The sequence below is a fragment of the gamma proteobacterium symbiont of Scutellera amethystina genome, assembly GCF_059730845.1.
The window spans coordinates 3,899,167-3,924,145 of the sequence record NZ_AP035935.1 but is presented as its reverse complement, the minus strand read 5'-3'; the positions used below and the strand labels follow the sequence as shown (position 1 = coordinate 3,924,145).

Genomic DNA, 24,979 nt, shown 5'->3' with positions numbered 1-24,979 from the left:
ACCGCATATGAACGCACCTTTCACCTATGCCTCACCCACGCTGACGGTTGACGCCCTCAAGCACTCAATCGCCTATAAGCTGATGTTTACCATTGGTAAAGATCCGTCGATCGCCAACAAGCATGAGTGGCTGAACGCCGCGCTGCTGGCGGTACGCGATCGCATGGTGGAGCGCTGGCTGCGCTCCAGCCGTGCGCAACTGTCGCAGGATGTGCGCCAGGTTTATTACCTGTCGATGGAGTTCCTGATGGGGCGCACGCTGGGCAATGCCTTGCTGGCGATGGGTATCTATGACGATCTCAACCAGGCGCTGGATGAGATGGGACTCGACCTCAGCGAGCTGATGGAAGAAGAGAACGATCCCGGGCTCGGCAACGGCGGTCTTGGCCGGCTGGCGGCCTGCTTCCTCGACTCGCTGGCCACGCTGGGCCTGCCCGGACGCGGCTACGGCATTCGCTACGATTACGGCATGTTCAAACAGAACATCGTTGACGGCCAGCAGCGTGAATCGCCGGATTACTGGCTGGAGTACGGCAATCCGTGGGAGTTCCAGCGCTTTAACACCCGCTACAAAGTGCGTTTTGGCGGGCGGTTGCAGCATGAAGGTAGCCGGGTGCGCTGGGTTGAGACCGAGGAGATCGTGGCGATGGCCTACGATCAGATTATCCCTGGCTTCGATACCGATGCCACCAACACGCTGCGGCTGTGGGGCGCGCAGGCCAGTAACGAAATCAACCTCGGCAAGTTTAATCAGGGCGACTACTTCGCGGCGGTGGAAGATAAAAACCACTCGGAGAACGTGTCGCGCGTGCTCTATCCCGACGACTCGACCTACTCCGGGCGCGAGCTACGTCTGCGCCAGGAGTATTTTCTCGTCTCCGCCACGGTGCAGGATATCCTCAATCGCCACTGGCAGATGCATGAAACCTGGGACAACCTGGCCGACAAAATTGCCATCCACCTCAACGATACCCATCCGGTGCTGGCGATTCCCGAGCTGATGCGTCTGCTGATTGATGAGCACAAGTTTACCTGGGACGACGCCTTTGAAGTCACCTGCCAGGTGTTCTCGTACACCAACCATACGCTGATGAGCGAAGCGCTGGAGACCTGGCCGGTGGACATGATCGGCAAGATCCTGCCGCGTCACCTCAGCATCATTTTCGAAATCAATGACTACTTCCTGAAGACCATTCAGGATTACTATCCGGACGACTGGGATCTGATGGCGCGCATCTCGATCATCGACGAAAACGATGGTCGCCGCATCCGCATGGCGTGGCTGGCGGTGGTGGTTAGCCATAAGGTCAACGGCGTGTCGGAACTGCACTCTAATCTGATGGTGCAGTCGCTGTTCGCCGATTTTGCCCGCCTGTTCCCGGGGCGCTTCTGCAATAAAACCAACGGCGTGACGCCGCGCCGCTGGCTGGCGCTGGCCAACCCGGCCTTGTCTGAGGTGCTGGATGACGCGATTGGCCGCACCTGGCGTACCGATCTGGCTCAGCTGAGCGAGCTGGTGCCGCACATTGACTATCCGGCCTTTATTGAACAGATTGCCGATGCCAAGTTCGCCAACAAAAAGCGCCTCGCGGAGTGGGTGGCGAAGAATATGGATATCGTGCTGGATCCGCAGGCGCTGTTCGACGTGCAGATCAAGCGTATTCACGAATACAAACGTCAGCTGCTGAACGTGCTGCACGTCATCACGCGTTACAACCGTATCAAAGCCGATCCGACCGCAGAGTGGGTGCCGCGCGTCAATATCTTCGCCGGGAAAGCGGCGTCGGCCTATTACGTCGCCAAGCACATCATTCACCTGATCAACGATGTCGCCAACGTGATCAACAACGATCCACAGGTGAAGAACAAGCTGAAGGTGGTGTTTATCCCTAACTACGGCGTCAGCCTGGCGCAGATCATCATTCCGGCGGCGGATCTCTCCGAGCAGATCTCTACCGCCGGCACCGAAGCCTCCGGCACCAGTAACATGAAGTTTGCGCTAAACGGCGCGCTGACCATCGGTACGCTGGATGGGGCCAACGTGGAGATGCGCGAGCACGTCGGCGCAGAGAATATCTTTATCTTCGGCAACACCACGCCGCAGGTGGAGAAGCTGCGCACTGAGGGCTATAACCCGCGTAAATACTATGAAGAGGATGCGGAACTGCACCAGGCGCTGACGCAAATCGCCAGCGGCGTCTTCAGCCCGCAGGAGCCGGGGCGCTACCGTAACCTGTTCGACGCGCTGGTCAACTTTGGCGATCATTATCAGCTGCTGGCGGATTACCGCAGTTATGTGGATACCCAGGATAAGGTGGATAAGCTTTATCGTCAGCCGGAAGAGTGGCAGCGGCGTGCGGCGCTGAACATCGCCAATATGGGCTATTTCTCCGCCGACCGTACCATTCAGGAGTACGCGGATGAGATCTGGCATATTTCGCCGGTGAGGTTATAAAAAAGGTCGCCATGAATGGCGACCCTACAAAATATGGCCCGATGCGCATTGATGCGCATCGGGTACAATCCCACAACCGTTGCCGTTTGTCACAGGGTGCGCATTAATGCGCACCTGGCACAATCTCACAACCGCTGCTGTTTGTCGTAGGGTGCGCATTAATGCGCACCTGGTAACGTCTTACTTCAGGGTAATGCTCTTCACAATCGCATCGGCATCGCTCTGCGCCTGCTGCTGATTGTCGGCGGGCAGGGTGATCTGCAGCGTCAGCAGTTTACCGTCCACCTTCGCCAGAATAACCGAGGACCAGGAGGTCTGGTTATTGGCGGAAATCACCGTATCCAGCTGCTGTGCCGGCTGGTCTTTCAGCGTCACCGCCTTGTTCGACACCACCTGCAGCTGCGGATCGCGGTTGCGCTGCTGCTGCTCCAGACGCTGAGCCAGCGCATCCAGTCCTTCATTGGTCGGATCACCCGCAATCACGATAATTGCGCGCTGGCCGGTTTCATCGGCATACACGTGCATATTGGTGGATTCCGAACCCAGCTTGCCGCTCTTATCCGACATGCCTGCTGGCAGGCTGAAACTCAGCTTACCGTCCATCAGGTTCACCGTCTGTGCTGACTGACTGGCGCTGGCGCCGTTGCTGTTTGCCGCCGTGTCGTCTTTCTTCTGATCACACGCCGCCAGGCCTAACACCAGCAGGCCGATGCCCGCATATTTCACTAAGTTACGCATTCTTATCCCTTCGTAAGATTTCCATCAGCCGTTATCAAAACGGAATCGGTGCTTAAAAGCAATCAGCGCTTTGTCAGGAAATCTTAGCGTGCCGTGGCGTTTCGTCTACGTTCAATTAGCCGAAATTCATCTGGCGCTGAGCCGAACGTTCCGCCAGGCGCTTAAGTGCCGCATTAAGCAGAACACCGTAAGCAGGCAGGAAGAAAATCATGCAGATCAGCACTTTGAAGCTGTAATCCACCAGTGCGATCTCCACCCAGTGGCTGGCCATGAACGGGTCCGGACTCTTATAAAAGGCGATAAAGAAGAAGGCCAGCGTATCGCTGATATTACCGAGGAACATGGCACAGGCAGGCGCAATCCACCACTGCGGCAGTTTACGCAGGCGGTTAAACACGTGCACATCAAGGATCTGCCCCAGCGCATAGGCCATAAAGCTGGCGCAGGCGATACGCGCCACGAACAGATTGACCTCCTGCAGCGAGGCCCAGCCCTGCCACGCGCCCTGATAAAACACGCACGACACGATGTAGGAGATAAACAGCGCCGGAATCATCACCGCAAGGATAATGCGCCGTGCCAGCGGTGCGCCAAAAATACGCACGGTGAGATCGGTGGCGAGAAAAATAAACGGGAAGCTAAACGCACCCCAGGTGGTGTGGAAACCGAAAATCGCGACCGGCAGCTGCACCAGATAGTTACTGGAGGTAATCACCAGCAGGTGAAACAGCGATAGCCAGAATAGCGCATGCATGCGCTGACTTGCAGAGAAGTTGATCATAAAGGCCTTTTTTAAAAATGGGGTGAGGGAACCCATCCTCTTCATACTTCAGGTTTTATGTGCGTTAGCTGCGCCTGCTCACCCCAGTCACTTACTTCAGTAAGCTCCTGGGGTGAGCAGGCTTGCCGCCTTCCTAAAACCTGAATTATTTTGAGGAATTGGAAGTAACATTAAAAAATCGGACGGCATCTTAGCGTGTTGCGCAACAAATGCAATGGTTAATTTTAACGCAATCGTTCTCGCCTTGCGCGCGCGCTGTAGCGCGTTAGAATGAGCGCCCACCCTGAATAAAGATAGAGAATCATGAGCGATCCTTTTTCCGCTGCGGACCATACACTTGATGCGCTTGGGCTGCGCTGCCCGGAGCCGGTGATGATGGTGCGCAAAACCGTGCGTACCATGCAGGCGGGCGAAACGTTGTTGATCATCGCCGACGATCCGGCGACCACGCGTGATATTCCCGGCTTCTGCCGCTTTATGGAGCATCAGCTGCTGGCACAGCAGACCGAGAGCCTGCCGTATCAGTATCTGATCCAGAAAGGCGCGGATGCCTGATCGCGGCATCCGCCCGCCTCAGCGCTGACGCAGCAGGCGCAGCGCGTTGGCGGTGACCAGCGCGGTGGCACCGGAATCGGCCAGCACCGCCAGCCACAAGCCGGTAAAGCCGAGCAGCGTGGTGACGAGGAAAATCGCCTTCAGCCCCAGCGCCAGCGCAATATTCTGACGGATAATGGCGCGCGTGCGGCGTGCCAGCTGCACGGTGCGCGGCAGAATCGCCAGGTTATTCTGCGTCAGAGCCGCATCGGCCGCTTCCAGCGCCACATCGGTGCCGCTGCCCATGGCAATCCCCAGCGTCGCTGCCTTCATGGCTGGCGCATCGTTGATGCCATCGCCGACCATCGCCAGCGGCTGTTGTTCGCCCAGTTCACGCACGGCGGCTACCTTATCCGCAGGCAACAGACCGGCGCGATAGCTGATGCCGAGTTCGGCGGCTATCGCGGCGGCGGCGCGCGGATTATCGCCGGTCAGCATCACGCTGCGAATTCCCAGCGCCTGCAGCGCCGCCAGCGCACTGCGCGCCTCCTCGCGCAGCAAATCCTGCAGCGCCAGCAGCCCGAGCGGCTGTGCTTCGCGCAACAGCACCACCACGGTTTTGCCCTGTGCCTCCAGCTGCGCAATCTGCTGCTGCTGCGTGTCACTCAGCGCCGCCGCATCACGCGGTGCCAGCAGTTGATGCATCACGCCGTCGATTTGTGCGCGAATGCCGCTGCCGGCCAGCGTTTGCTGATGCTGCGCCGGTGGAATCACCTGCTGCTGGCGCTGCGCTTCCGCCACTATCGCCCGCGCCAGCGGATGGCCGGAGCCCTGCTCGATAGCGGCCGCGAGGCTGAGCAGCTGTTGCTGTGCATCCGCGCCAAACGGCTTTACGTCGGTGACCTGCGGTTTACCGGCGGTCAGGGTGCCGGTTTTATCAAACGCCAGCGCCTGCACCCGGCTGAGGCGTTCGAGCGCCGCGCCGCCTTTAATCAGCGCGCCCTGGCGAGCCGCCGCCGCCAGGCCGGAAGTGATAGCGGCAGGCGTGGAGATCACCAGCGCGCACGGACAGCCAATAAGCAGCAGCGTCAGCCCTTTGTAGATCCACGGCAGCCAGGCGCCGAATCCGAGCAGCGGCGGCAGCACCATCACCAGCAGTGCCAGCAGCATGATGGCCGGCGTGTAGAGGCGGCTGAAGCGATCGATAAAACGCTCCACCGGCGCGCGGTGACTTTCAGCTTCTTCTATCAGCTGCAGAATGCGGTCGATAGCGCTGTGGCCCGGCTGTGAGGTCACGCGCAGCGTCACCAGCCGATCCACGCTGGTGGCGCCTGCCATCACGGCATCGCCCGGCTGATGGGCCACCGGTAGCGATTCGCCGGTCAGCGCGCTTTCATCAAAGCTGGCGCTGGCGTGCAGCAGCTCGGCATCGGCGGGCAGACGACCGCCTGCCGCCACTTCAATCACATCGCCGGGCTGGAGCGCCGCCAGTGCTACCTGCTCACGCTGTGTGCCATTGACGCGTGTGGCGGTGTCCGGACGCAGCGCCATCAGCGCGGTGACGCCACGGCGCGCCCGCGCGGCGGCATAGGCTTCCAGCCGTTCTCCCAGCTGGAACAGCAGCAGCACCATGGCAGCTTCGGCGTGGGCGCCAATCACCAGTGCGCCCCCGGCGGCGAGGGTCATCAGGGTTTCAATGCTGAACGGCGAGCCGCTGCGTATGGCCTGCCACGCGCTGCGGGCTACCGGCACCAGACCGACCAGCGTGGTAAGCACAAACAGGCGATCGCCCCACAGCGGCGTGAGCTGGCTCAGCAGCCAGCTGGCAATCATCAACAGCGTGAGCAGCATGAGCGCCGCATTATCGCGCCAGCGGCGCGCCGCCGGTGCCGGGCTGTCTTTAGAAATCAGGCTAAAGCCGGCGTGGTTAACGGCCTGTTCGATAGCCGGACGAATATCGCTGTGCGCCTCCACCAGCAGATTTTCACTGGCGAATATCACCCGCGCGCTGGCGACCTGCGGCAGCTTTTGCACGGCGGTTTCGATTTTGCGGGCGCAGCTCGGGCAGTCCATGCCGGCAATCTGCCAGCGGAACTGATAGGACGCGGATGCGCGCCTGTCGCTGTCGGCGTCGCCGCCGCCGGGACTGTCGTCATCGCTGTTGCAGCAGCCACAATCACTGGACGCGGCCACCGGCTGCGCGGCGGAAATCTTCAGGGATGCAGGCTGAACGCTGCGTACCGCGCACAGCGGTTTTGGCTGACGGTGTGATTTGCCACAGCGGCAAGAGTGGGCATGTTGATGCATGTGACCTCCGGTTGCAGAAGCGGGCCGATGCCCGCAGTCTGCATGCTACACTCTGGAGTGGACTCCAGAGTCAAGCGGTGAGGTCAATTTTTTCAGTACAGCCAAAGTGAACGCACAATCATGAAGTGACCGGCGAAGTAGCAGGCGGCAACGATGGCGCTGTCAGCGCTGAAGCGACGGCGATAGTGCGAGATAAACCACACTATGTTAGCCAGCAACAGCAGCACGGCACCCACCAGCAGCGAGAAACTGTAATCGGTCGGACGGAAGAAGTAATTTTCCGCCGCCATCCAGTTCATCACCAGCGTCATGCCAATCAGCGTACAGATCGGCCAGCGCAGCGTATCCAGTTTTGACCAGATAATGGCGATCACGATGATACCAATCACCAGGAAGGTGAGCGGAATCGGCCAGAAGAAGCTCATGGTCATGTGCGCGGCAAAGCTGATGGTGTACAGCAGATGCGAAAGGAAAAAGGCGCCGAGCGCATACAGCATCTGCTGACGCGGCAGCAGGGTTAACGCATCGCCCACCAGCGTAGCGACCAGGCCAGCCAGAATCAGGTAGTCGGTGGTGTTAAGCGTGGGAGCCTGCCACGCCCAGGCAACCAGCAACAGCAGCGTAACGGGTTTGAACAGCCAGCGCTGCCACTGCGGGCCGCGGTAGGAGGCATCGACATACAGCCAACCGGAAAAAAGGACTGCAAGGAAAGACCAAAGCATTTTTTCTCCCTTTTGTGAACGTGTCGCCCACATTGATGAATTTTCCCAAAATCGCGATCTCAGTTTAAGTTACTGGCGGCAAATGTGACAATCGGGCAACTCTGGTTGTATGCTTTGGCGTCTTTTATCTGTTAACCCCCGACGTAAAGTGCGAGAGAAAACATGAGCAAACCACCGCTAATCTTTTTTATCGTCCTGGCTGTAATTGCCATCCTGGCAACCCGTCAGTTTATCAAGCAGCGCCGCGAAGCCGCGGTCAACGACGCTTCACCGGTGCGCTCAATGAGTGTGGAAGTGAAAACCAAGCGAGAGTTTCCGGCCCCCAATCGCCGTTCGCGTCAGCGCGAAGAGATTGTGGCGGAAGAGATGAAGTATGAAGCCTGGTTCCATCCGCTGAACGGCGCCGGTGATTTTAAGGTCAACGTCAGCGCCAGCGATTATCACCAGATGGACAAAGGCGTGAAGGGCGAGCTGAAAATGCAGGGCACGCGCTTTGTCAGCTTTACCCCGGCGCAATAGGCGCTAAAGCGCACGGGGCTGAAGCCGCGCGCGCTGCCTTACGTTACGACGGATAGTGCTTTTTCTGCCACGCCAGCAGTTCAAATACGCCAAAGAAGAAGATTTTCGCCTGCGTGGCGCGGCTCAGCTTTGGCGCTTCCTTTGGTTGCGTGGCACGCAGCAGCACCAGCTGCAGGCCGTGCATCACCACCATAAAGAACAGCGCAACGTGGACAAAGTAGCGCAGCGGCGTCGGGAAGGGATGCACCAGGTTAAGCAGCAGAAATGCCCAGACGCAAATCATCAGCAAACGTCCCAGATTAAGCCACATCATTGGTCTCCTGTTGGCGTTGATAGAGGCGATAGGCCACCTGACCGGCAATCTTCTCGCGATACAGATCCCAGTTAGCCGGTGCCAGCGGGGTGCCGTGCTCCACTTCGCTCTCAACATAAATCAGCGCGTGAGCGGCGAGCCAGCCATTGTTCTCCAGCAGCGTTAGCGTCTCCTGCAGCAGGCCTTTGCGGAACGGCGGATCAACAAACACCACGTCAAACGGCTCGCCGGGCTGGCTTAGCCACTGCAGCGTATTGGTCTGGACGACGCTGGCATTCGTGGCGCGCAGCGTGTGCAGGTTTTGCGTCAGCTGCTGCGCGACGTGACGTTCCAGTTCCAGCAGGGTCGCGGAGGCGGCATAGCGCGACAGCGCTTCTAAGCCCAGCGCGCCGCTGCCGGCATAGCAATCGAGGCAGCGCGCCTGCTGGATATCCGGCGCCAGCCAGTTAAATAGCGTTTCACGCACGCGATCGGTGGTCGGGCGCAGGCCGGCGCTGTCCGGCACCGGCAATTTGCGGCCGCGCCACTGTCCGCCAATCAGGCGAATCTGGCCTGCCGCGCCGCTGTTGCGGGGGGATTTACTCATTTCGCTCACAACTCGTCATAATTTGTTGCGTAGTTTAACGGGCGTAGCAGGCAGAAGAAACGTTAAAAAAGGGTGCTGTGGTGCGCTGGCAGGAAAGTGTTAGACTACTAAGTTGATAAAGCGGACGTAATTGCCTGATTTTTACGCCGCTCACGCGCGAAAAAGTGAATTTTTTATCCCCTGGGAACAGCGTGCTACCGGGAATAAGCCATCGAGGAGTGTGGTCACACAATGGCAAAAGAGAAAAAACGCGGCTTTTTTTCCTGGCTGGGCTTTGGCAAAGAAGAGCAGCAGCCAGCGGAAGAGCAGGCGCAGCAGCAGCCGACCGATCAACCGGCACCCGCCGCTGAAGAGAGCGCGTTAGCAAGCGCCGAAGCGCAGGCCGCCGAAACCGTGATCGTCACTGAACAGGTGGCAGAACAGCAGGCCGAATCGCCGGTTCACGCCGACGCTGAAACGCATCCCGTCGCGGAAGCAGAAACCGCAGCCGAATCCGACGCTAACGCTGATGACGCAGAAATCGCTGCCGTCAGCGCGATTGAAGAAGAGGTACTGCCGGAAGATCATCCGCAGCCGGAGCTGATGCCGGTTGAAGAGGAGCCGCAGGCTGAAGAACTGATTATTGAAGCACCGGTTTTATCTGGGGAGCCTCAGCCAGAGGACGCAGAGGACGCAGAGGACGCAGACGCACCGCTGAGCGATGAAGAACTGGAAGCGCTGGCGTTAGCGGAAACCTACGCCGAAGACGCGGCTGAAGAGCGCGTGGCGACAGACACCGTGAGCGATCTGCCGCTGGCGGCCGCGCCGATCGTGGCCCAGGAGCAGGAGCGCCCCACCAAAGAGGGCTTCTTTGCCCGCCTGAAACGCAGCCTGGTCAAAACGCGTGAAAATCTCGGATCCGGCTTTATCAGCCTGTTCCGCGGCAAAAAAATCGATGACGAGCTGTTTGAAGAGCTGGAAGAGCAGCTGCTGATTGCCGATGTCGGCGTGGAAACCACGCGCCGCATCATCACCAGCCTGACGCAACAGGCCAGCCGTAAGCAGCTGCGCGATGCCGAAGCGCTGTATGGCCTGCTGAAGGCTGAAATGGCCGGCATTCTGGAAAAGGTCGATGCTCCGCTGGACGTGGCGGGCAAAACGCCGTTCGTTATCCTGATGGTCGGCGTTAACGGCGTGGGTAAAACCACCACCATCGGTAAGCTGGCGCGTCAGTATCAGGCGCAGGGCAAGTCCGTCATGCTGGCGGCGGGTGACACCTTCCGCGCGGCGGCGGTAGAGCAGCTGCAGGTCTGGGGCCAGCGCAACAATATTCCGGTGGTCGCGCAGCATACGGGCGCGGATTCTGCGTCGGTCATTTTTGACGCCATCCAGGCGGCGAAATCGCGCCACGTTGACGTGCTGATCGCCGATACCGCCGGCCGCCTGCAGAACAAAGCGCACCTGATGGAAGAGCTGAAAAAAATCACCCGCGTGATGAAGAAGCTGGACGAAGAGGCACCGCATGAGGTGATGCTGACGATTGACGCCAGCACCGGCCAGAACGCCATCAGCCAGGCGAAGCTGTTCCACGAAGCGGTCGGCCTGACCGGTATCACCCTGACCAAGCTCGACGGCACCGCAAAAGGTGGCGTGATCTTCTCGGTGGCCGATCAGTTTGGCATTCCGATTCGTTATATCGGTGTCGGGGAAGGCATCGAAGATTTACGGCCGTTTAAGGCCGCCGACTTTATTGAGGCACTGTTTGCCCGAGAGGAATAATTGGCATGATTCGCTTTGAAGAGGTCAGTAAGGCTTATCTGGGAGGACGCCAGGCGCTGCAGGGCGTGGATTTCCATTTGCGTCCCGGTGAGATGGCGTTTCTGACCGGCCACTCAGGCGCGGGGAAAAGTACCTTACTGAAGCTGATTTGTGGCATTGAGCGCCCGAGCGCCGGGCAAATCTGGTTCAGCGGTCACGATATTTCCCGGCTGCGTCACAGCGAAGTGCCTTTCCTGCGCCGCCAGATCGGCATGATTTTCCAGGATCACCATTTGCTGATGGATCGTTCGGTCTACGACAACGTGGCGATTCCGCTGATTATTTCCGGGGCCAGCGGCGAGGATATTCGCCGTCGCGTGTCGGCGGCGCTGGACAAAGTCGGCCTGCTCGACAAAGCAAAAAGTTATCCGATTCAGCTCTCTGGCGGTGAACAGCAGCGCGTCGGCATTGCCCGCGCGGTAGTGAATAAACCGGCCGTGCTACTGGCGGATGAACCGACCGGTAACCTCGATAACGCGCTGTCGGAAGATATTTTGCGCCTGTTTGAAGAGTTCAACCGCGTGGGCGTTACGGTACTGATGGCGACGCACGACATCGGGCTGATCGCACGCCGCAATTATCGCGTGATGACGCTTAATCAGGGACGTCTGCACGGAGGCCACGATGGTCAATAAACGTAACAAGCGTCCGGCTGCGCCGAAAGCGGCGAAGCAGCCGTCAAAGAGCAAAGCGCTGAAGGGCGGCTGGCAGGAGCAGTGGCGCTACGCGTGGCGCGGTACGCTGTCCGACATGTATCGTCAGCCGCTGGCGACGCTGCTGACGGTAATGGTGATCGCGATTTCGCTGACGCTGCCCAGCGTGTGCTACATGGTGTGGAAAAACGTCAGCCAGGCCGCCGCGCAGTGGTACCCGGCGCCGCAACTGACGGTTTACCTCGACAAAGCGCTGGATGACACGGCGGCAGAGAACGTGACCGCCGAGCTGAAAAAGCTTGATGGCGTGGACAAGGTGAACTACCTGACGCGTGAAGAGGCGCAAAGCGAGTTCCGCAACTGGTCCGGCTTTGGTGGTGCGATGGATATGCTGGAGCAGAACCCGCTGCCGGCGGTGGCGATCATCACGCCGAAGCTGAACTTCCAGAACTCCGATACCATGGCCAATCTGCGCGATCGCGTGGCGAAAGTGCAGGGCGTGGATGAGGTGCGCATGGATGACAGCTGGTTTGCGCGTTTAGCCGCGCTCACCGGGCTGGTGGGGCAGGTGGCGTCAATGATCGGCCTGCTGATGGTGGTAGCGGTGTTCCTGGTGATTGGCAACAGCGTACGCCTGAGCATTTTTGCCCGGCGCGACACCATCAACGTGCAGAAGCTGATTGGCGCGACCGATGGCTTTATTCTGCGGCCCTTCCTTTACGGCGGCGCGCTGCTCGGTTTCAGCGGTGCGGTGCTGTCGCTGATTCTGTCGGAAGTGCTGGTGCTGCGCCTGCAGTCGGTGGTGGCGCAGGTCGCCTCCGTCTTCGGCACCAGCTTCGCACTGGAGGGCTTTTCATGGGATGAAGGTCTGCTGCTGCTGTTAATCGCGGCCATCATCGGCTGGATTGCCGCCTGGCTGGCAACGGTGCAACATTTACGTCGTTTTACGCCGCAGTAACCCATAGCAACGATTTTTTGATATACTCTTCCTCTGCTGCCGACGACCTGGGAGCAGAGGATTTCTCCGATTTCCCCCGCCGTCATCTGTGTGTAAAATATTCACTGCTATAATTGAACTTGTGGATAACTTTGACGTCCAAGTAGCACAGATTGCTTTTGGTTTTCACGCGTCGTTGACATAATGTAACGGCTGCGCAGGGAAACGAGCAGCAAGTCCATTGAATTTGTGAGGGTTTGAATGACCAAAGAAATGCAAACTTTAGCGATTGCTCCTCTGGGCAACCTGGAATCTTACGTCCGGGCTGCTAACAACTGGCCGGTATTAACGGCAGAAGAGGAAAAAGCACTGGCTGAGCGGCTGCATTACCAGGGCGATCTGGATGCAGCTAAGACGCTGATCCTGTCTCACCTGCGCTTTGTTGTTCATATCGCTCGTAACTATTCCGGTTACGGCCTGCCGCAGGCGGACCTGATCCAGGAAGGTAACATCGGCCTGATGAAGGCGGTGCGTCGCTTCAACCCGGAAGTCGGGGTGCGTCTGGTGTCGTTTGCCGTGCACTGGATCAAAGCGGAGATTCACGAGTACGTGCTGCGTAACTGGCGTATCGTGAAAGTTGCCACCACCAAAGCACAGCGCAAACTGTTCTTTAACCTGCGTAAAACCAAGCAGCGTCTCGGCTGGTTCAATCAGGATGAAGTCGAAATGGTGGCGCGCGAGCTGGGTGTCAGCAGCAAAGACGTGCTGGAAATGGAGTCGCGCATGGCGGCCCAGGATATGACCTTCGATATGTCGTCTGATGACGATGCGGGCGAAGGCAAGCCGATGGCACCGGTGCTGTATCTGCAGGATAAAACCTCTGACTTTGCCGACGGCATCGAAGAGGACAACTGGGATGCGCACGCCGCTGACAAGCTGAGCGATGCAATGCTGAGTCTCGATGAGCGTAGCCAGCACATTATCCGCGCCCGCTGGCTGGATGATGACAACAAAACCACGCTGCAGGAGCTGGCCGACCAGTACGGTGTGTCTGCCGAGCGCGTGCGTCAGCTGGAAAAGAACGCCATGAAGAAACTGCGTATGGCGATTGAAGCCTGATTAACGGCTGACAGATAAATGGGGCGACCAGCGGGTCGCCCTTTTTTATGCGCGTAATAACCGGCGATGACTTATGACCTGTGCGGATTACAGCACGGTCGCCATGAATGGCGACCCTACAGGACACGCATGCATAGGCATCGTTAATCACGATCCCACGCAATCTGTACACTCGTCCTGCGCATTCATGCGCACCGCTCTGCACGGCGTAAAATCGCCGCTTAACGCACCCACCCGTCGCTCTGCGCGCGGAAACCACACGCCTGCATAAACGCCGCGCGTACGCGCTGATCGTCTTCGCCGTCATCGGCAACCCACCAGTGATCCAGCGCGCTGTTCTGCGCTATCGTCTCTTCCAGCAGATATTGCCCTACGCCGCGCCGCCGCGTGACTTCACGCACTTCCAGCTGCGTAATCTTGCCCAGCGTACCGCGAATCTCCAGCCGCAGCGCCCCAAGCAGGCGATCGTTAAAGCGCGCTGCATACAGCCGCTGCGCTTCACTGAGGCTGGCTTCCAGCTGCGCGATATCCTGCTGCGGCCAGACTTTGGCTAAGTCCAGTCGATCCTGCGGCGTCAGCGTGCTGATGCGCTGAATAGTGAGCTTCATAACCCTTACCTGTACTGGCAGAAAGGCCTTAGTGTAGCGAATTTAGACAGTCAGAGCGCTGTCACTTTTTTGCGATGAAAAGAGGTCAAATGCCAGCCACTTTGCCAGGATTGTGGAGTAAGCCAGCATCGATCGCTGAAAAAGCCAGCATAACGCGCTGGCCTGGTGGTGAAAAACCGGCCATAAAAACCAGAGTAATCTGCTGTTCCTGTCAGCTTTTACTGAATATGTCAGTTGATTTACAGAAGAAAGTTCCTGTTTAATAACCTGAAAAATAAAGCCTTCTTAACAAAAAATGCCAGAAAAGAGCGCTAACTCATTATTCTCAAATCAGTTTTGCTCTTTGACTGGCAGATAAATAACCAATCACAACAGACACGACACAACAGATGGGGAAGTTCGCATGAAAATGAGTAAAGGACGCGCATTACTGGCGGGTTGCGTAGCGCTGGCGATGAGCCATGCGGTACTGGCGAAAGACATCAAAATTGCGATTGTCGGTGCGGCAACCGGCCCGGTGGCGCAGTACGGTGACATGCAGTTCACCGGTGCGGCCCAGGCGATCAAGGACATCAACGCCAAAGGCGGCGTAAACGGTGACAAGCTGGTCGGCGTAGAATATGACGACGCCTGTGACCCGAAACAGGCGGTTGCGGTGGCCAACAAAGTGGTCAATGACGGCATCAAATACGTTATCGGCCACCTGTGCTCCTCCTCCACTCAGCCAGCATCAGACATTTATAATGATGAAGGCATTCTGATGATCACCCCGGCGGCGACCGCGCCTGAACTGACCGCGCGCGGCTATGCCGACGTGATGCGTACCACCGGTCTGGATTCCGATCAGGGCCCGACCGCTGCCAACTACATCCTCGATCAGATCAAACCAAAACGTATTGCCGTGGTGCATGACAAGCAGCAGTACGGTCAGGGCCTGGCGGAATCCGTGCAGAAAACCCTGAAGGCGAAAGGCGGCAACGTGGTGCTGTTCGAAGGGATCACCGCGGGCGATAAAGACTTCTCCACGCTGATTGCGCGCCTGAAGAAAGAGAACGTCGACTTCGTTTACTACGGCGGTTACTACCCGGAGCTGGGCCAGATTCTGCGTCAGGCCAAAACCGCCGGTCTGAAAGCCGGCTTTATGGGACCAGAAGGTGTCGGCAACGCTTCCCTGTCTAACATCGCGGGTGATGCGTCTGAAGGCCTGTACGTGACGCTGCCGAAGCGCTACGACCAGCTGCCAGACAACAAAGCGATTGTGGACGCGATCAAAGCTAACAGCGCATCAAACCGCAAAGATCCAACCGGCCCGTTCGTCTGGACCACCTATGCGGCTATTCAGTCATTGGTGGCGGGCATTGAGCGCAGCAAAAGCGATGAGCCTGATGCGATTGCTAAAAACCTGAAAGAGGGTGCGCCGGTGCCCACCGTGATGGGTAACCTGAGCTGGGACCAGAAGGGCGATCTGAAGGGCTTCGAATTTGGCGTCTTCAAATGGCACAAAGACGGTTCTTCTACCGCAGTTAAGTAAGCACGCTCCTGAATTGTCCCTCTCCTGATGGGCGAGGGCAGGGTGCGGCACCGCGCGCACGCGCTGAATGAGGCGCTGCGACGCGGTGCTCTCACCCTAACCCGGTGCCGAACGCACCGGGGATTTCCCGTTTACATGCAGGTCCTCACTATGTCCGAGCAGTTTCTCTATTTCATTCAGCAGATGTTCAACGGGGTCACACTCGGGAGCACCTACGCGCTGATCGCCATCGGTTACACCATGGTTTACGGCATCATCGGCATGATCAACTTCGCCCACGGCGAGGTGTACATGATCGGCAGCTATGTCTCCTTTATCGTGATTGCCGCCCTGATGATGATGGGTATCGACACCTCGTGGCTGATGATTGCCGCCGGGTTCGTGATGGCGGTGATTATCTCCAGCGCCTACGGCTGGAGCATTGAGCGCGTGGCGTATAAGCCGGTGCGCTCCTCCAAACGCCTGATCGCGCTGATCTCGGCGATTGGTATGTCGATCTTTCTGCAGAACTACGTCAGCCTGACGCAGGGCTCGCGCGATCTGGCGCTGCCCAGCCTGATCACCGGCCAGTGGACGCTGGGTGAGAGCAACGGCTTTGCCGCCACGCTCACCACCATGCAGCTGGTTATCTGGGTCGTCACCTTCCTCGCGATGCTGGCGCTGACGCTGTTCATTCGTTATTCGCGCATGGGCCGCGCCTGCCGCGCCTGCGCTGAAGATCTGAAAATGGCCAGCCTGCTGGGCATCAACACCGACCGCGTGATCTCACTGACCTTTGTGATCGGCGCAGCGATGGCGGCCGTGGCTGGCGTGCTGCTGGGGCAGTTTTACGGCTCCATTAACCCGTTCATCGGCTTTATGGCTGGTATGAAAGCCTTTACCGCGGCGGTACTGGGCGGCATCGGCAGCATTCCGGGCGCGATGATTGGCGGCCTGGTGCTGGGCATTGCGGAAGCGCTGACGTCAGCCTATCTGTCGACCGAATATAAAGACGTGGTGTCATTCGCGCTGCTGATCGTGGTGCTGCTGGTGATGCCAACCGGTATCCTGGGCCGTCCGGAGGTGGAGAAAGTATGAAACGCCTCGGTCTGGTTAACGCCGTGGTCTCCACGGTGATGCTGCTGGTGCTCGCCAGCTTCTTTATGGGTATGCGCCTCGATCTCGACGGTACCAAACTGGTAGTGGCGAATGCGGGCACCGTGCGCTGGAACTGGATCTTCCTCGGCTGCGCAGTGGTGTTTGTGTTCCAGCTGCTGCGTCCGCTGCTGCAGGGCAAGCTCAAACGCAGTGGCAAAGGGCTGGTGCTGCCGGGTTTTGACGGTTCGACACCAAAACAAAAGCTGCTGATGCTGCTGGTGATTATTGCCGCCGTCGCCTGGCCCTTCTTCGTGTCGCGCGGCAGCGTGGATATCGCCACCCTGACGCTGATCTACGTGATGCTCGGCCTCGGCCTGAATGTGGTAGTGGGCCTGTCCGGCCTGCTGGTGCTGGGCTACGGCGGCTTTTACGCCATCGGTGCTTACACCTTTGCGCTGCTGAATCACTATTACGGTTTTGGCTTCTGGGAGAGCCTGCCGCTGGCCGGCATTGTTGCCGGTGCCTTTGGCCTGCTGCTGGGCTTCCCGGTGCTGCGGCTGCGCGGTGACTATCTGGCGATTGTGACGCTCGGCTTTGGTGAGATCGTGCGTATTCTGCTGCTGAACAGCACATCAATCACTGGCGGTCCCAATGGAATCGCGCAGATTCCCAAGCCGAGCCTGTTTGGTATTGAATTTGGCCGGCGCGTCAGTGAAGGCGGCTGGACCACCTTCCACGATCTGACAGGCCTGGCGTACGATCCCAATCACCGCGTGATTTTCCTTTATCTGGTGGCGCTGCTGCTGGTGGTGCTGACGCTGTTCGTCATCAATCGTCTGCTGCGCATGCCGCTGGGGCGTGCGTGGGAAGCGCTGCGTGAAGATGAGATCGCCTGCCGTTCGCTCGGTCTCAGCCCAACGCGCATCAAGCTGACGGCCTTTACCATCAGCGCGGTGTTCGCCGGTTTCGCCGGTACGCTGTTTGCCGCGCGTCAGGGCTTTGTCAGCCCGGAATCTTTTACCTTTGTCGAGTCCGCGTTTGTGCTGGCGATTGTGGTGCTGGGCGGCATGGGTTCGCAGCTGGCGGTGATCCTGGCCGCGATTCTGCTGGTGGTGTCGCGCGAGCTGATGCGTGATTTGAACGAGTACAGCATGCTGGTGCTCGGTGGGTTGATGGTGCTGATGATGATCTGGCGTCCGCAGGGGCTGCTGCCGATGAAGCGTCCGCACCTGAAGCTGAAACAGGCAAAACAAGGAGAGCAGGCATGAGTCAGCCTTTATTAGCCGTTGAAGGCCTGATGATGCGCTTCGGCGGCCTGCTGGCCGTCAACAACGTGGCGCTGGAACTGCATCCGCAGGAGATCGTCTCGCTGATTGGCCCGAACGGGGCGGGGAAAACCACGGTATTCAACTGCCTGACCGGTTTCTATAAGCCAACGGGCGGCACCATCAAACTGCGCGATCAGCCATTGCAGGGCCTGCCGGGGCAGAAGATTGCGCGCATGGGCGTGGTGCGAACTTTCCAGCACGTGCGCCTGTTCCGTGAGATGACGGTGATTGAAAACCTGCTGGTGGCGCAGCATCAGCATCTGAAAAGCGGCGTGTTCTCCGGGCTGTTTAAAACCCCGGCGTTCCGGCGCGGCGAGAGCGAAGCGCTGGACCGCGCGGCCAGCTGGCTGGAGCGCATTGGCCTGCTGGAGCTGGCTAACCGCCAGGCCGGCAATCTGGCTTACGGCCAGCAGCGCCGGCTGGAGATCGCCCGCTGCATGGTGACGCGTCCGGAAATCCTGATGCTCGACGAACCGGCGGCCGGCCTCAATCCGCGCGAAACGCACGAGCTGGATGAGCTGATCGCTGAACTGCGCGGCGAACACAAGGTGACAGTGTTGCTGATTGAACACGATATGAAACTGGTGATGGGCATTTCTGACCGCATTTATGTGGTGAATCAGGGAACGCCGCTGGCCAACGGTACGCCGGAAGAAGTGCGTAACAACCCGGATGTGATCCGTGCTTATTTAGGTGAGGCGTAACATGGCGAACCCGATTTTAACTTTACAGGGCGTCAGTGCGCACTATGGCCCGATCCAGGCACTGCATAACATTAATCTGCACATCAGCCAGGGCGAAATCGTGACGCTGATTGGCGCTAACGGCGCGGGTAAAACCACGCTGCTCGGGACGCTGTGTGGCGAACCGCGCGCCACCAGCGGCACCATCACCTTTGATGGCAAAACCATTACCGACTGGCAGACGGCAAAAATCATGCGTGAAGCGATTGCCATCGTACCGGAAGGCCGGCGCGTGTTTTCGCGCATGACGGTGGAAGAGAACCTGGCGATGGGCGGCTTTTTCGCGACGCGTCAGCAGTATCAGGAGCGCATTGAGCGCGTTTATCAGCTGTTCCCCCGGCTGGCGGAGCGCAAAGTGCAGCGCGCCGGCACCATGTCCGGCGGTGAGCAGCAGATGCTGGCGATTGGCCGCGCGCTCATGAGCCAGCCGCGCCTGTTGCTGCTGGACGAGCCGTCGCTGGGTCTGGCGCCGATCATTATCCAGCAGATTTTCGACACCATCGAACAGCTACGTAAAGAGGGCATGACCATCTTCCTCGTCGAGCAGAACGCCAACCAGGCACTGAAGCTGGCCGATCGTGGTTACGTGCTGGAGAACGGTCACGTGGTGCTGGAGGATAGCGGTGAAGCGTTGTTATCCAATGAAGCGGTGCGAAGCGCGTATTTAGGCGCCTGACCTGGCTTTGGTCATGACGTTGGTGCGGTGATTTGCCCTCACCCTAACCCTCTCCCGCACGCGGGAGAGGGAACCGTACGGCAGCGTTTTTCAGACCAGGTTGCTATCCTGGCATCCTCCCGGACTTCTCTCGCCCTGCAGAAGAAGGCATCAGCGCACCGCCTTTTATCCCCCTCTCCCCGTGGGAGAGGGCCGGGGTGAGGGCATCAGCGCGCACTAACCCCGTCATATTCCCGTCATAATCCTGTTATTTTTCCGTCATTTCCTCGTGTCATGTTACTTCGCGAACAAAAAATGCGTGATATCGCGCGCGCCACAAGCACAGGAAACCCTTATGTCCGCTTTTACGCTTCGTCCCCGCCTGATGAGTCTGCTGCTCGGTCTGGCGATCAGCGGTAATGCGCTGGCTGCTACCGAAATCCCTTTCTGGCACTCCATGGAAGGCGAGTTAGGCAAAGAAGTCGATTCTCTGGCACAGCGTTTTAACCAGGCTCACCCGGATTACAAAATCGTTCCGACCTACAAAGGCAACTACGAGCAGAGCCTGGCCGCGGGTATCGCTGCGGTGCGCAGCGGTAAGGCACCGGCCATTCTGCAGGTTTACGAAGTGGGCACCGCCACCATGATGGCCTCTAAAGCCATCGTGCCGGTGCATGAAGTGTTTAAAGACGCCGGCGTGCCGATGGACCCGAAACAGTTTGTCCCTGCGGTTGCCGGTTACTACAGCGACAGCAACGGCCAGCTGATCTCGCAGCCGTTCAACAGTTCCACGCCGGTGCTGTACTACAACAAAGACGCGTTCAAAAAAGCCGGTCTTAACCCGGATCAGCCACCGAAAACCTGGCAGGCGCTGGCGCAGGATGCCGCCGCGCTGCGTAAAGCCGGCATGAGCTGCGGCTATGCCAGCGGCTGGCAGGGCTGGATTCAGATCGAAAACTTCAGCGCCTGGCATGGCCTGCCGGTTGCCACCAAAAACAACGGCTTTGACGGTACCGACGCGGTGCTGGAGTTCAACAAACCCGTGCAGGTGCGCCACATCCAGCTGCTGGAAGAGATGAATAAGAAAGGTGATTTCACCTACTTTGGCCGTAAAGATGAGTCGACGTCCAAGTTCTACAACGGCGACTGCGGTATCACCACCGCCTCATCCGGTTCGCTGGCCGACATTAAGCATTACGCCAAATTCAACTTTGGCGTGGGCATGATGCCGTACGATGACACCGTGCCGAACGCACCGCAGAACGCCATTATCGGTGGCGCCAGCCTGTGGGTGATGAAAGGCAAAGATGCCGCGACTTACAAAGGCGCGGCTGAGTTCATGAAGTTCCTCGCCCAGCCGGATATCGCGGCAGAATGGCACCAGAAAACCGGTTATCTGCCGATCACCACCGCGGCTTATGAGCTGACCAAACAGCAGGGCTTCTATGACAAAAACCCGGGCGCGGACATCGCCACGCGGCAGATGCTGAATAAAGATCCGCTGCCGTTCACCAAAGGGATGCGTCTGGGCAACATGCCGCAGATTCGTACCATTGTCGACGAAGAGCTGGAAGGCGTGTGGACCGGCAAACAGTCGCCACAGGCAGCGCTGGACAACGCGGTGAAACGCGGCAACGAACTGCTGCGTCGCTTTGAACAGCAAGTGAAGTAACTCCGTAATGGCGGGATGGACAGTAAGTCCGTCCCGCTGTCTCTTTCTGACGAGCCTGCTATGTCCTCATCATCACGTCCGGTTTTCCGCGCCCGTTTGTTGCCGTATCTGCTGGTGGCCCCGCAGCTGGCGATCACCGCGATCTTTTTTCTCTGGCCCGCCGGAGAGGCGCTGTGGTACTCGCTGCAAAGCATCGATCCGTTTGGCATCTCCAGCACCTTTGTTGGCCTTGATAACTTCCGCCGCCTGTTCAGTGACGACTACTACCTTGATTCGTTCTGGACCACCCTCGTGTTTAGCGCGCTGGTGACGGTATGCGGCATGACATTCTCGCTGCTGCTGGCGGCGCTGGTGGATTACGTTATCCGGCTGAAAAAGCTCTATCAGACGCTGCTGCTGCTGCCCTATGCGGTAGCGCCGGTGGTTGCGGCAGTACTGTGGATGTTCCTGTTCAATCCGGGGCTGGGGCTGTTCAGCCATCTGCTGAACCAGTTTGGCTACAACTGGAACTATGCGCAGAACAGCGGTCAGGCGATGTTCCTGATTGTATTAGCGTCGATCTGGCAGCAAATGAGCTACAACTTCCTGTTTTTCTTTGCCGCGCTGCAGTCCATTCCTAAATCGCTGGTGGAAGCCGCGGCGATTGACGGTGCCGGACCGGTGCGCCGTTTCTTTCATCTGTCGCTGCCGCTGATTACGCCGGTCAGCTTTTTCCTGCTGGTGGTGAATCTGGTTTACGCCTTTTTCGACACCTTCCCGGTGATTGATGCCGCCACCGGTGGCGGGCCGGTACAGGCCACCACCACTCTGATCTACAAAATCTACCGCGAAGGCTTCACCGGACTCGATCTCTCGTCGTCCGCCGCGCAGTCGGTGGTGCTGATGCTGCTGGTTATCGGCCTGACCATTCTGCAATTCCGCTTTGTCGAGCGTAAGGTGCAATACCAATGATTGAAAACCGACGCGGGCTGGATATCTTCGCCCACACGCTGCTGGCGCTGGGGGTGCTGACCATTCTGTTCCCGCTGTACGTGGCGTTTGTCGCCGCGACGCTGGATAACAACGCGGTGTATCAGGTGCCGATGACGCTGGTGCCCGGCCCGCATCTCATCGACAACATCACCCACATCTGGCGCGATGGCGTCAACGGCAGCGCGGCGTTTGGCCTGATGATGCTGAACAGCCTGATCATGGCGCTGGGCATCACCGTGGGCAAAATCACGGTGTCGATGCTCTCGGCGTTTGCGCTGGTGTGGTTTCGCTTTCCGCTGCGCACGCTGTTTTTCTGGCTGATTTTTATCACCCTGATGCTGCCGGTAGAAGTGCGTATTTTCCCGACGGTGGAGGTGATCTCCACGCTGCACATGCTGGACAGTTACAGCGGTCTGACATTGCCGCTGATGGCCTCCGCGACCGCCACGTTCCTGTTCCGCCAGTTTTTTATGTCGCTGCCGGATGAACTGATTGAAGCGGCGCGCATTGACGGCGCCAGTCCGATGCGTTTTTTCTGGGATATCGTGCTGCCGCTGTCAAAAACCAATCTCGCCGCGCTGTTTGTCATCACCTTTATTTACGGCTGGAACCAGTATCTGTGGCCGCTGCTGATCATCAACGATGCCGGCCTGAGCACTGCCGTGGCGGGGGTGAAAAGTATGATCAACACCAGCGGCGGTCCGACGCAGTGGAACGAAGTGATGGCGGCGATGTTATTAACCCTGATCCCACCGGTGGTGGTGGTGCTTGTGATGCACCGCGCTTTTGTGCGTGGCCTGGTGGAGAGTGAGAAATAGATGGCAGCGGTAACCCTTCAGACCGTTACGAAATCGTATGACGGCAAAAACCAAATCATTCAGCCGCTGAACATCACCATCAATGACGGTGAATTTATGGTGATGGTCGGCCCGTCCGGCTGCGGGAAATCGACGCTGCTGCGCATGGTGGCCGGGCTGGAGCGCGTCACGTCGGGCGATATCTACATCGATGATCGGCGCGTCACCGACATGGAGCCGAAAGATCGCGGCATCGCCATGGTATTCCAGAATTACGCGCTCTACCCGCACATGACGGTGGGAGAGAACATGGCTTACGGCCTGAAGATCCGCGGCATGGGCAAGGAACAGATTACCCAGCGGGTGATGGATGCGGCGCGCAGTCTGGAGCTTGATCACCTGTTGCAGCGCCGTCCGCGCGAGCTCTCCGGCGGCCAGCGTCAGCGCGTGGCCATGGGCCGCGCCATCGTGCGGGAACCGGCGGTGTTTCTGTTTGATGAACCGCTGTCGAACCTGGATGCGCGCCTGCGCGTGCAGATGCGTCTGGAGCTGCAGCAACTGCACCGCCGGCTGAAAACCACCAGCCTGTACGTCACGCACGATCAGGTTGAAGCCATGACGCTGGCGCAGCGCGTGATGGTGATGAATAAAGGCGTGGTGGAGCAGGTGGGCACGCCGGTGGAGGTGTATGAGCGTCCGGCCAGTCAGTTTGTTGCGTCGTTCATCGGCGCGCCGGCGATGAACCTGCTACCCGGTCAGATCAATAGCGATGGCTCGCGCTTTACGCTCGACGCGCTCAACAGCCTGCCGCTCGGCGCCGGCAAAGCGCGATGGGCCAACCGTCCGCTGACGCTCGGCATTCGTCCCGAGCATATTCAGCTCAGCAGCCGTGAGGCCGGCGGTGTGCCGCTGGTGGTGGATACGCTGGAGATCCTCGGCGCGGACAATCTTGCGCATGGCCACATTGGCAATACGCGGCTGGTGGTGCGTTTGCCGCACAGCGAGCGGCCGCAGGCTGGCAGCAGCCTGTGGCTACAACTGCCGCCAGATGCGTTACACTTCTTCGATTCTACCCATGGAAAGCGTCTGGAATGAGTGTAAAAAACTGGCCCTATCCGCACATTGTTGCGCATCGCGGCGGCGGCAAGCTGGCCCCGGAAAACACCCTGGCGGCGATTGATGTCGGCGCGCACTACGGTCATACCATGATCGAATTCGACGCCAAACTGTCACAGGATAAGCAGATTTTCCTGCTGCACGATGACACGCTGGACCGCACCAGCAACGGCTGGGGCGTGGCGGGCGATCTGCCGTGGCAGCAGCTGGCGCAGCTGGATGCCGGCAGCTGGTTTAGCCGTGAATTTGACGGTGAACCGCTGGCATTGCTGAGCGAGGTGGCCGCGCGCTGCCGCCAGCATCAGATGATGGCCAACATTGAGATTAAACCCAGCAGCGGTACCGAGGTGGAAACCGGACGTGATGTGGCGCTGGCCGCGCGTACGCTGTGGCAGGGACAAACGGCACCGCTGCTCTCCTCGTTCTCGTACGCGGCGCTGGAAGCGGCGATGCAGGCTGCGCCGGAGCTGCCGCGCGGCCTGCTGCTGGATGAGTGGCACGACGACTGGCAGGCGCTGACCGCCGCGCTCGACTGTGTCTCAATCCATTTAAATCATCGCTTGCTGGACGCCGGACGCACCGCCGCGCTTAAAGCCGCCGGTCTGCGTATTCTGGTGTATACCGTGAATCAGCCCGCGCGGGCGCGCGAGCTGCTGAGCTGGGGCGTGGATGCCATCTGTACCGATCGCATTGATGCTATCGGCCCGGACTTCCGTTAATTGCCGTACTGCGTCTGCGCATTGCTGTTCTGCTGGCCCGGCTGCGACTGAATCACGCGCTGCCGGGCGCTATCGCGCCGCTCCTGCAGCTTACGCTGCATCTCCTGATTTTGCTGCTGCTGATCCTGACGCAACTGCTGCTGCTGTTGCTGCTGCTGGACCTGCATGCGCGTCTGCATCCGCTGCTGGCTTGGGTTATAGCCGGGTTGATTCGGTTGGTTAGTGTTGTTCAGCATGTTCGCCATGCCACTCAGCGGCATCAGTACCGCGATAACAATCAGCCATTTTTTCATGGTGTTC

25 protein-coding genes are annotated in these 24,979 nt (G+C 58.8%); 17 read left to right on the top strand and 8 right to left on the bottom strand.

Features of this window, described 5'->3' with window-relative positions:
- Positions 1–7 precede the first annotated feature (7 nt).
- Entirely contained in the window at positions 8–2,455 is a 2,448-nt protein-coding gene (glgP, locus tag AC6I79_RS18605) for a glycogen phosphorylase (RefSeq protein WP_058769996.1), read from the top strand.
- A gap of 180 nt (positions 2,456–2,635) precedes the next feature.
- On the opposite strand, the gene AC6I79_RS18600 is transcribed toward glgP, so the two are convergent.
- The gene (locus AC6I79_RS18600) at positions 2,636–3,193 is read right to left on the bottom strand and encodes a DcrB family lipoprotein (RefSeq protein ID WP_058774949.1); all 558 of its coding nucleotides are present in this window, start codon (positions 3,191–3,193) and stop codon (positions 2,636–2,638) included.
- Between the two features lie 115 nt (positions 3,194–3,308).
- Positions 3,309–3,974 carry a 7-cyano-7-deazaguanine/7-aminomethyl-7-deazaguanine transporter gene (locus AC6I79_RS18595; protein ID WP_498027467.1) on the bottom strand — a complete coding sequence of 222 codons (666 nt, stop codon included), beginning with the start codon at positions 3,972–3,974 and terminating at the stop codon, positions 3,309–3,311.
- A 303-nt stretch (positions 3,975–4,277) separates the two neighbouring features.
- Between AC6I79_RS18595 and tusA the strand changes: the two genes are divergently transcribed.
- Entirely contained in the window at positions 4,278–4,529 is a 252-nt protein-coding gene (gene tusA / locus AC6I79_RS18590) for a sulfurtransferase TusA (RefSeq protein WP_021508017.1), read from the top strand.
- Between the two features lie 18 nt (positions 4,530–4,547).
- Here the strand turns inward: tusA and AC6I79_RS18585 are convergent, their stop codons facing one another.
- Together AC6I79_RS18585 and AC6I79_RS18580 are read right to left on the bottom strand one after the other, a co-directional pair.
- Positions 4,548–6,815, bottom strand: coding sequence for a zinc/cadmium/mercury/lead-transporting ATPase (locus AC6I79_RS18585; protein WP_498027466.1), 2,268 nt, complete (start codon positions 6,813–6,815; stop codon positions 4,548–4,550).
- Positions 6,816–6,907: 92 nt separating this feature from the next.
- On the bottom strand, positions 6,908–7,537 hold the full coding sequence (locus AC6I79_RS18580; RefSeq protein WP_021508015.1) for a lysoplasmalogenase: 630 nt from the start codon (positions 7,535–7,537) through the stop codon (positions 6,908–6,910).
- 162 nt (positions 7,538–7,699) lie between these two features.
- Here AC6I79_RS18580 and AC6I79_RS18575 point away from each other — a divergent pair, with 162 nt between their 5' ends.
- Complete coding sequence (locus AC6I79_RS18575; protein ID WP_021508014.1) at positions 7,700–8,056, top strand: DUF2500 domain-containing protein; 357 nt, start codon at positions 7,700–7,702, stop codon at positions 8,054–8,056.
- Positions 8,057–8,099: 43 nt separating this feature from the next.
- On the opposite strand, the gene AC6I79_RS18570 is transcribed toward AC6I79_RS18575, so the two are convergent.
- Positions 8,100–8,366 (bottom strand): DUF1145 family protein, encoded by a 267-nt coding sequence (locus tag AC6I79_RS18570; protein WP_021313674.1) that lies wholly within the window; start codon positions 8,364–8,366, stop codon positions 8,100–8,102.
- The gene (gene rsmD, locus AC6I79_RS18565) at positions 8,356–8,955 is read right to left on the bottom strand and encodes a 16S rRNA (guanine(966)-N(2))-methyltransferase (RefSeq protein WP_309785525.1); all 600 of its coding nucleotides are present in this window, start codon (positions 8,953–8,955) and stop codon (positions 8,356–8,358) included. Before rsmD ends, AC6I79_RS18570 begins: the two co-directional genes overlap by 11 nt.
- Positions 8,956–9,186: 231 nt before the next feature.
- Between rsmD and ftsY the strand changes: the two genes are divergently transcribed.
- The 4 genes from ftsY (at position 9,187) to rpoH (ending at position 13,461) form a co-directional block, all read left to right on the top strand.
- Positions 9,187–10,713: a signal recognition particle-docking protein FtsY gene (ftsY, locus tag AC6I79_RS18560; RefSeq protein ID WP_104187817.1), complete on the top strand. Its 1,527-nt coding sequence runs from the start codon at positions 9,187–9,189 to the stop codon at positions 10,711–10,713.
- Between the two features lie 5 nt (positions 10,714–10,718).
- Positions 10,719–11,387 carry a cell division ATP-binding protein FtsE gene (gene ftsE / locus AC6I79_RS18555; protein ID WP_021508011.1) on the top strand — a complete coding sequence of 223 codons (669 nt, stop codon included), beginning with the start codon at positions 10,719–10,721 and terminating at the stop codon, positions 11,385–11,387.
- Entirely contained in the window at positions 11,377–12,363 is a 987-nt protein-coding gene (ftsX, locus tag AC6I79_RS18550; RefSeq protein ID WP_058770000.1) for a permease-like cell division protein FtsX, read from the top strand. The genes ftsE and ftsX overlap by 11 nt, the downstream gene beginning before the upstream one ends.
- A gap of 240 nt (positions 12,364–12,603) precedes the next feature.
- Positions 12,604–13,461: an RNA polymerase sigma factor RpoH gene (gene rpoH / locus AC6I79_RS18545; RefSeq protein WP_021508009.1), complete on the top strand. Its 858-nt coding sequence runs from the start codon at positions 12,604–12,606 to the stop codon at positions 13,459–13,461.
- A gap of 221 nt (positions 13,462–13,682) precedes the next feature.
- On the opposite strand, the gene panM is transcribed toward rpoH, so the two are convergent.
- Complete coding sequence (gene panM / locus AC6I79_RS18540) at positions 13,683–14,069, bottom strand: aspartate 1-decarboxylase autocleavage activator PanM (protein WP_021508008.1); 387 nt, start codon at positions 14,067–14,069, stop codon at positions 13,683–13,685.
- A gap of 403 nt (positions 14,070–14,472) precedes the next feature.
- Here panM and AC6I79_RS18535 point away from each other — a divergent pair, with 403 nt between their 5' ends.
- The 10 genes from AC6I79_RS18535 (at position 14,473) to ugpQ (ending at position 24,679) form a co-directional block, all read left to right on the top strand.
- Positions 14,473–15,600, top strand: coding sequence for a branched-chain amino acid ABC transporter substrate-binding protein (locus AC6I79_RS18535; RefSeq protein ID WP_021508007.1), 1,128 nt, complete (start codon positions 14,473–14,475; stop codon positions 15,598–15,600).
- Positions 15,601–15,750: 150 nt separating this feature from the next.
- Positions 15,751–16,677 (top strand): high-affinity branched-chain amino acid ABC transporter permease LivH, encoded by a 927-nt coding sequence (livH, locus tag AC6I79_RS18530; protein WP_010615899.1) that lies wholly within the window; start codon positions 15,751–15,753, stop codon positions 16,675–16,677.
- Positions 16,674–17,945, top strand: coding sequence for a high-affinity branched-chain amino acid ABC transporter permease LivM (locus AC6I79_RS18525; protein ID WP_498027465.1), 1,272 nt, complete (start codon positions 16,674–16,676; stop codon positions 17,943–17,945). Before livH ends, AC6I79_RS18525 begins: the two co-directional genes overlap by 4 nt.
- Entirely contained in the window at positions 17,942–18,709 is a 768-nt protein-coding gene (gene livG, locus AC6I79_RS18520; RefSeq protein WP_021508005.1) for a high-affinity branched-chain amino acid ABC transporter ATP-binding protein LivG, read from the top strand. Before AC6I79_RS18525 ends, livG begins: the two co-directional genes overlap by 4 nt.
- A 1-nt stretch (position 18,710) precedes the next feature.
- A complete protein-coding gene (gene livF / locus AC6I79_RS18515; protein ID WP_010615896.1) occupies positions 18,711–19,424 on the top strand; it encodes a high-affinity branched-chain amino acid ABC transporter ATP-binding protein LivF in 714 nt (237 codons plus the stop codon).
- 334 nt (positions 19,425–19,758) lie between these two features.
- Positions 19,759–21,075 carry a sn-glycerol-3-phosphate ABC transporter substrate-binding protein UgpB gene (ugpB, locus tag AC6I79_RS18510; protein ID WP_058757579.1) on the top strand — a complete coding sequence of 439 codons (1,317 nt, stop codon included), beginning with the start codon at positions 19,759–19,761 and terminating at the stop codon, positions 21,073–21,075.
- Positions 21,076–21,135: 60 nt separating this feature from the next.
- A complete protein-coding gene (ugpA, locus tag AC6I79_RS18505; RefSeq protein WP_058757578.1) occupies positions 21,136–22,026 on the top strand; it encodes a sn-glycerol-3-phosphate ABC transporter permease UgpA in 891 nt (296 codons plus the stop codon).
- Positions 22,023–22,865, top strand: a complete 843-nt coding sequence (gene ugpE / locus AC6I79_RS18500; protein ID WP_498027464.1) for a sn-glycerol-3-phosphate ABC transporter permease UgpE — start codon at positions 22,023–22,025, stop codon at positions 22,863–22,865. Before ugpA ends, ugpE begins: the two co-directional genes overlap by 4 nt.
- On the top strand, positions 22,866–23,939 hold the full coding sequence (locus AC6I79_RS18495; RefSeq protein WP_021508001.1) for a sn-glycerol-3-phosphate import ATP-binding protein UgpC: 1,074 nt from the start codon (positions 22,866–22,868) through the stop codon (positions 23,937–23,939).
- Positions 23,936–24,679 carry a glycerophosphodiester phosphodiesterase gene (gene ugpQ, locus AC6I79_RS18490; RefSeq protein ID WP_021508000.1) on the top strand — a complete coding sequence of 248 codons (744 nt, stop codon included), beginning with the start codon at positions 23,936–23,938 and terminating at the stop codon, positions 24,677–24,679. The genes AC6I79_RS18495 and ugpQ overlap by 4 nt, the downstream gene beginning before the upstream one ends.
- Here the strand turns inward: ugpQ and AC6I79_RS18485 are convergent.
- On the bottom strand, positions 24,676–24,972 hold the full coding sequence (locus AC6I79_RS18485) for a DUF2756 domain-containing protein (RefSeq protein WP_498027463.1): 297 nt from the start codon (positions 24,970–24,972) through the stop codon (positions 24,676–24,678). The genes ugpQ and AC6I79_RS18485 overlap by 4 nt on opposite strands.
- Positions 24,973–24,979 lie beyond the last annotated feature (7 nt).

Bases quoted from the DNA above. Each gene is read 5' to 3' on its own strand.
- glgP (WP_058769996.1), top strand. From the start codon at position 8: ATGAACGCACCTTTCACCTATGCCTCACCCACGCTGACGGTTGACGCC.
- AC6I79_RS18600 (WP_058774949.1), bottom strand. From the start codon at position 3,193: ATGCGTAACTTAGTGAAATATGCGGGCATCGGCCTGCTGGTGTTAGGC.
- AC6I79_RS18595 (WP_498027467.1), bottom strand. From the start codon at position 3,974: ATGATCAACTTCTCTGCAAGTCAGCGCATGCATGCGCTATTCTGGCTA.
- tusA (WP_021508017.1), top strand. From the start codon at position 4,278: ATGAGCGATCCTTTTTCCGCTGCGGACCATACACTTGATGCGCTTGGG.
- AC6I79_RS18585 (WP_498027466.1), bottom strand. From the start codon at position 6,815: ATGCATCAACATGCCCACTCTTGCCGCTGTGGCAAATCACACCGTCAG.
- AC6I79_RS18580 (WP_021508015.1), bottom strand. From the start codon at position 7,537: ATGCTTTGGTCTTTCCTTGCAGTCCTTTTTTCCGGTTGGCTGTATGTC.
- AC6I79_RS18575 (WP_021508014.1), top strand. From the start codon at position 7,700: ATGAGCAAACCACCGCTAATCTTTTTTATCGTCCTGGCTGTAATTGCC.
- AC6I79_RS18570 (WP_021313674.1), bottom strand. From the start codon at position 8,366: ATGTGGCTTAATCTGGGACGTTTGCTGATGATTTGCGTCTGGGCATTT.
- rsmD (WP_309785525.1), bottom strand. From the start codon at position 8,955: ATGAGTAAATCCCCCCGCAACAGCGGCGCGGCAGGCCAGATTCGCCTG.
- ftsY (WP_104187817.1), top strand. From the start codon at position 9,187: ATGGCAAAAGAGAAAAAACGCGGCTTTTTTTCCTGGCTGGGCTTTGGC.
- ftsE (WP_021508011.1), top strand. From the start codon at position 10,719: ATGATTCGCTTTGAAGAGGTCAGTAAGGCTTATCTGGGAGGACGCCAG.
- ftsX (WP_058770000.1), top strand. From the start codon at position 11,377: ATGGTCAATAAACGTAACAAGCGTCCGGCTGCGCCGAAAGCGGCGAAG.
- rpoH (WP_021508009.1), top strand. From the start codon at position 12,604: ATGACCAAAGAAATGCAAACTTTAGCGATTGCTCCTCTGGGCAACCTG.
- panM (WP_021508008.1), bottom strand. From the start codon at position 14,069: ATGAAGCTCACTATTCAGCGCATCAGCACGCTGACGCCGCAGGATCGA.
- AC6I79_RS18535 (WP_021508007.1), top strand. From the start codon at position 14,473: ATGAAAATGAGTAAAGGACGCGCATTACTGGCGGGTTGCGTAGCGCTG.
- livH (WP_010615899.1), top strand. From the start codon at position 15,751: ATGTCCGAGCAGTTTCTCTATTTCATTCAGCAGATGTTCAACGGGGTC.
- AC6I79_RS18525 (WP_498027465.1), top strand. From the start codon at position 16,674: ATGAAACGCCTCGGTCTGGTTAACGCCGTGGTCTCCACGGTGATGCTG.
- livG (WP_021508005.1), top strand. From the start codon at position 17,942: ATGAGTCAGCCTTTATTAGCCGTTGAAGGCCTGATGATGCGCTTCGGC.
- livF (WP_010615896.1), top strand. From the start codon at position 18,711: ATGGCGAACCCGATTTTAACTTTACAGGGCGTCAGTGCGCACTATGGC.
- ugpB (WP_058757579.1), top strand. From the start codon at position 19,759: ATGTCCGCTTTTACGCTTCGTCCCCGCCTGATGAGTCTGCTGCTCGGT.
- ugpA (WP_058757578.1), top strand. From the start codon at position 21,136: ATGTCCTCATCATCACGTCCGGTTTTCCGCGCCCGTTTGTTGCCGTAT.
- ugpE (WP_498027464.1), top strand. From the start codon at position 22,023: ATGATTGAAAACCGACGCGGGCTGGATATCTTCGCCCACACGCTGCTG.
- AC6I79_RS18495 (WP_021508001.1), top strand. From the start codon at position 22,866: ATGGCAGCGGTAACCCTTCAGACCGTTACGAAATCGTATGACGGCAAA.
- ugpQ (WP_021508000.1), top strand. From the start codon at position 23,936: ATGAGTGTAAAAAACTGGCCCTATCCGCACATTGTTGCGCATCGCGGC.
- AC6I79_RS18485 (WP_498027463.1), bottom strand. From the start codon at position 24,972: ATGAAAAAATGGCTGATTGTTATCGCGGTACTGATGCCGCTGAGTGGC.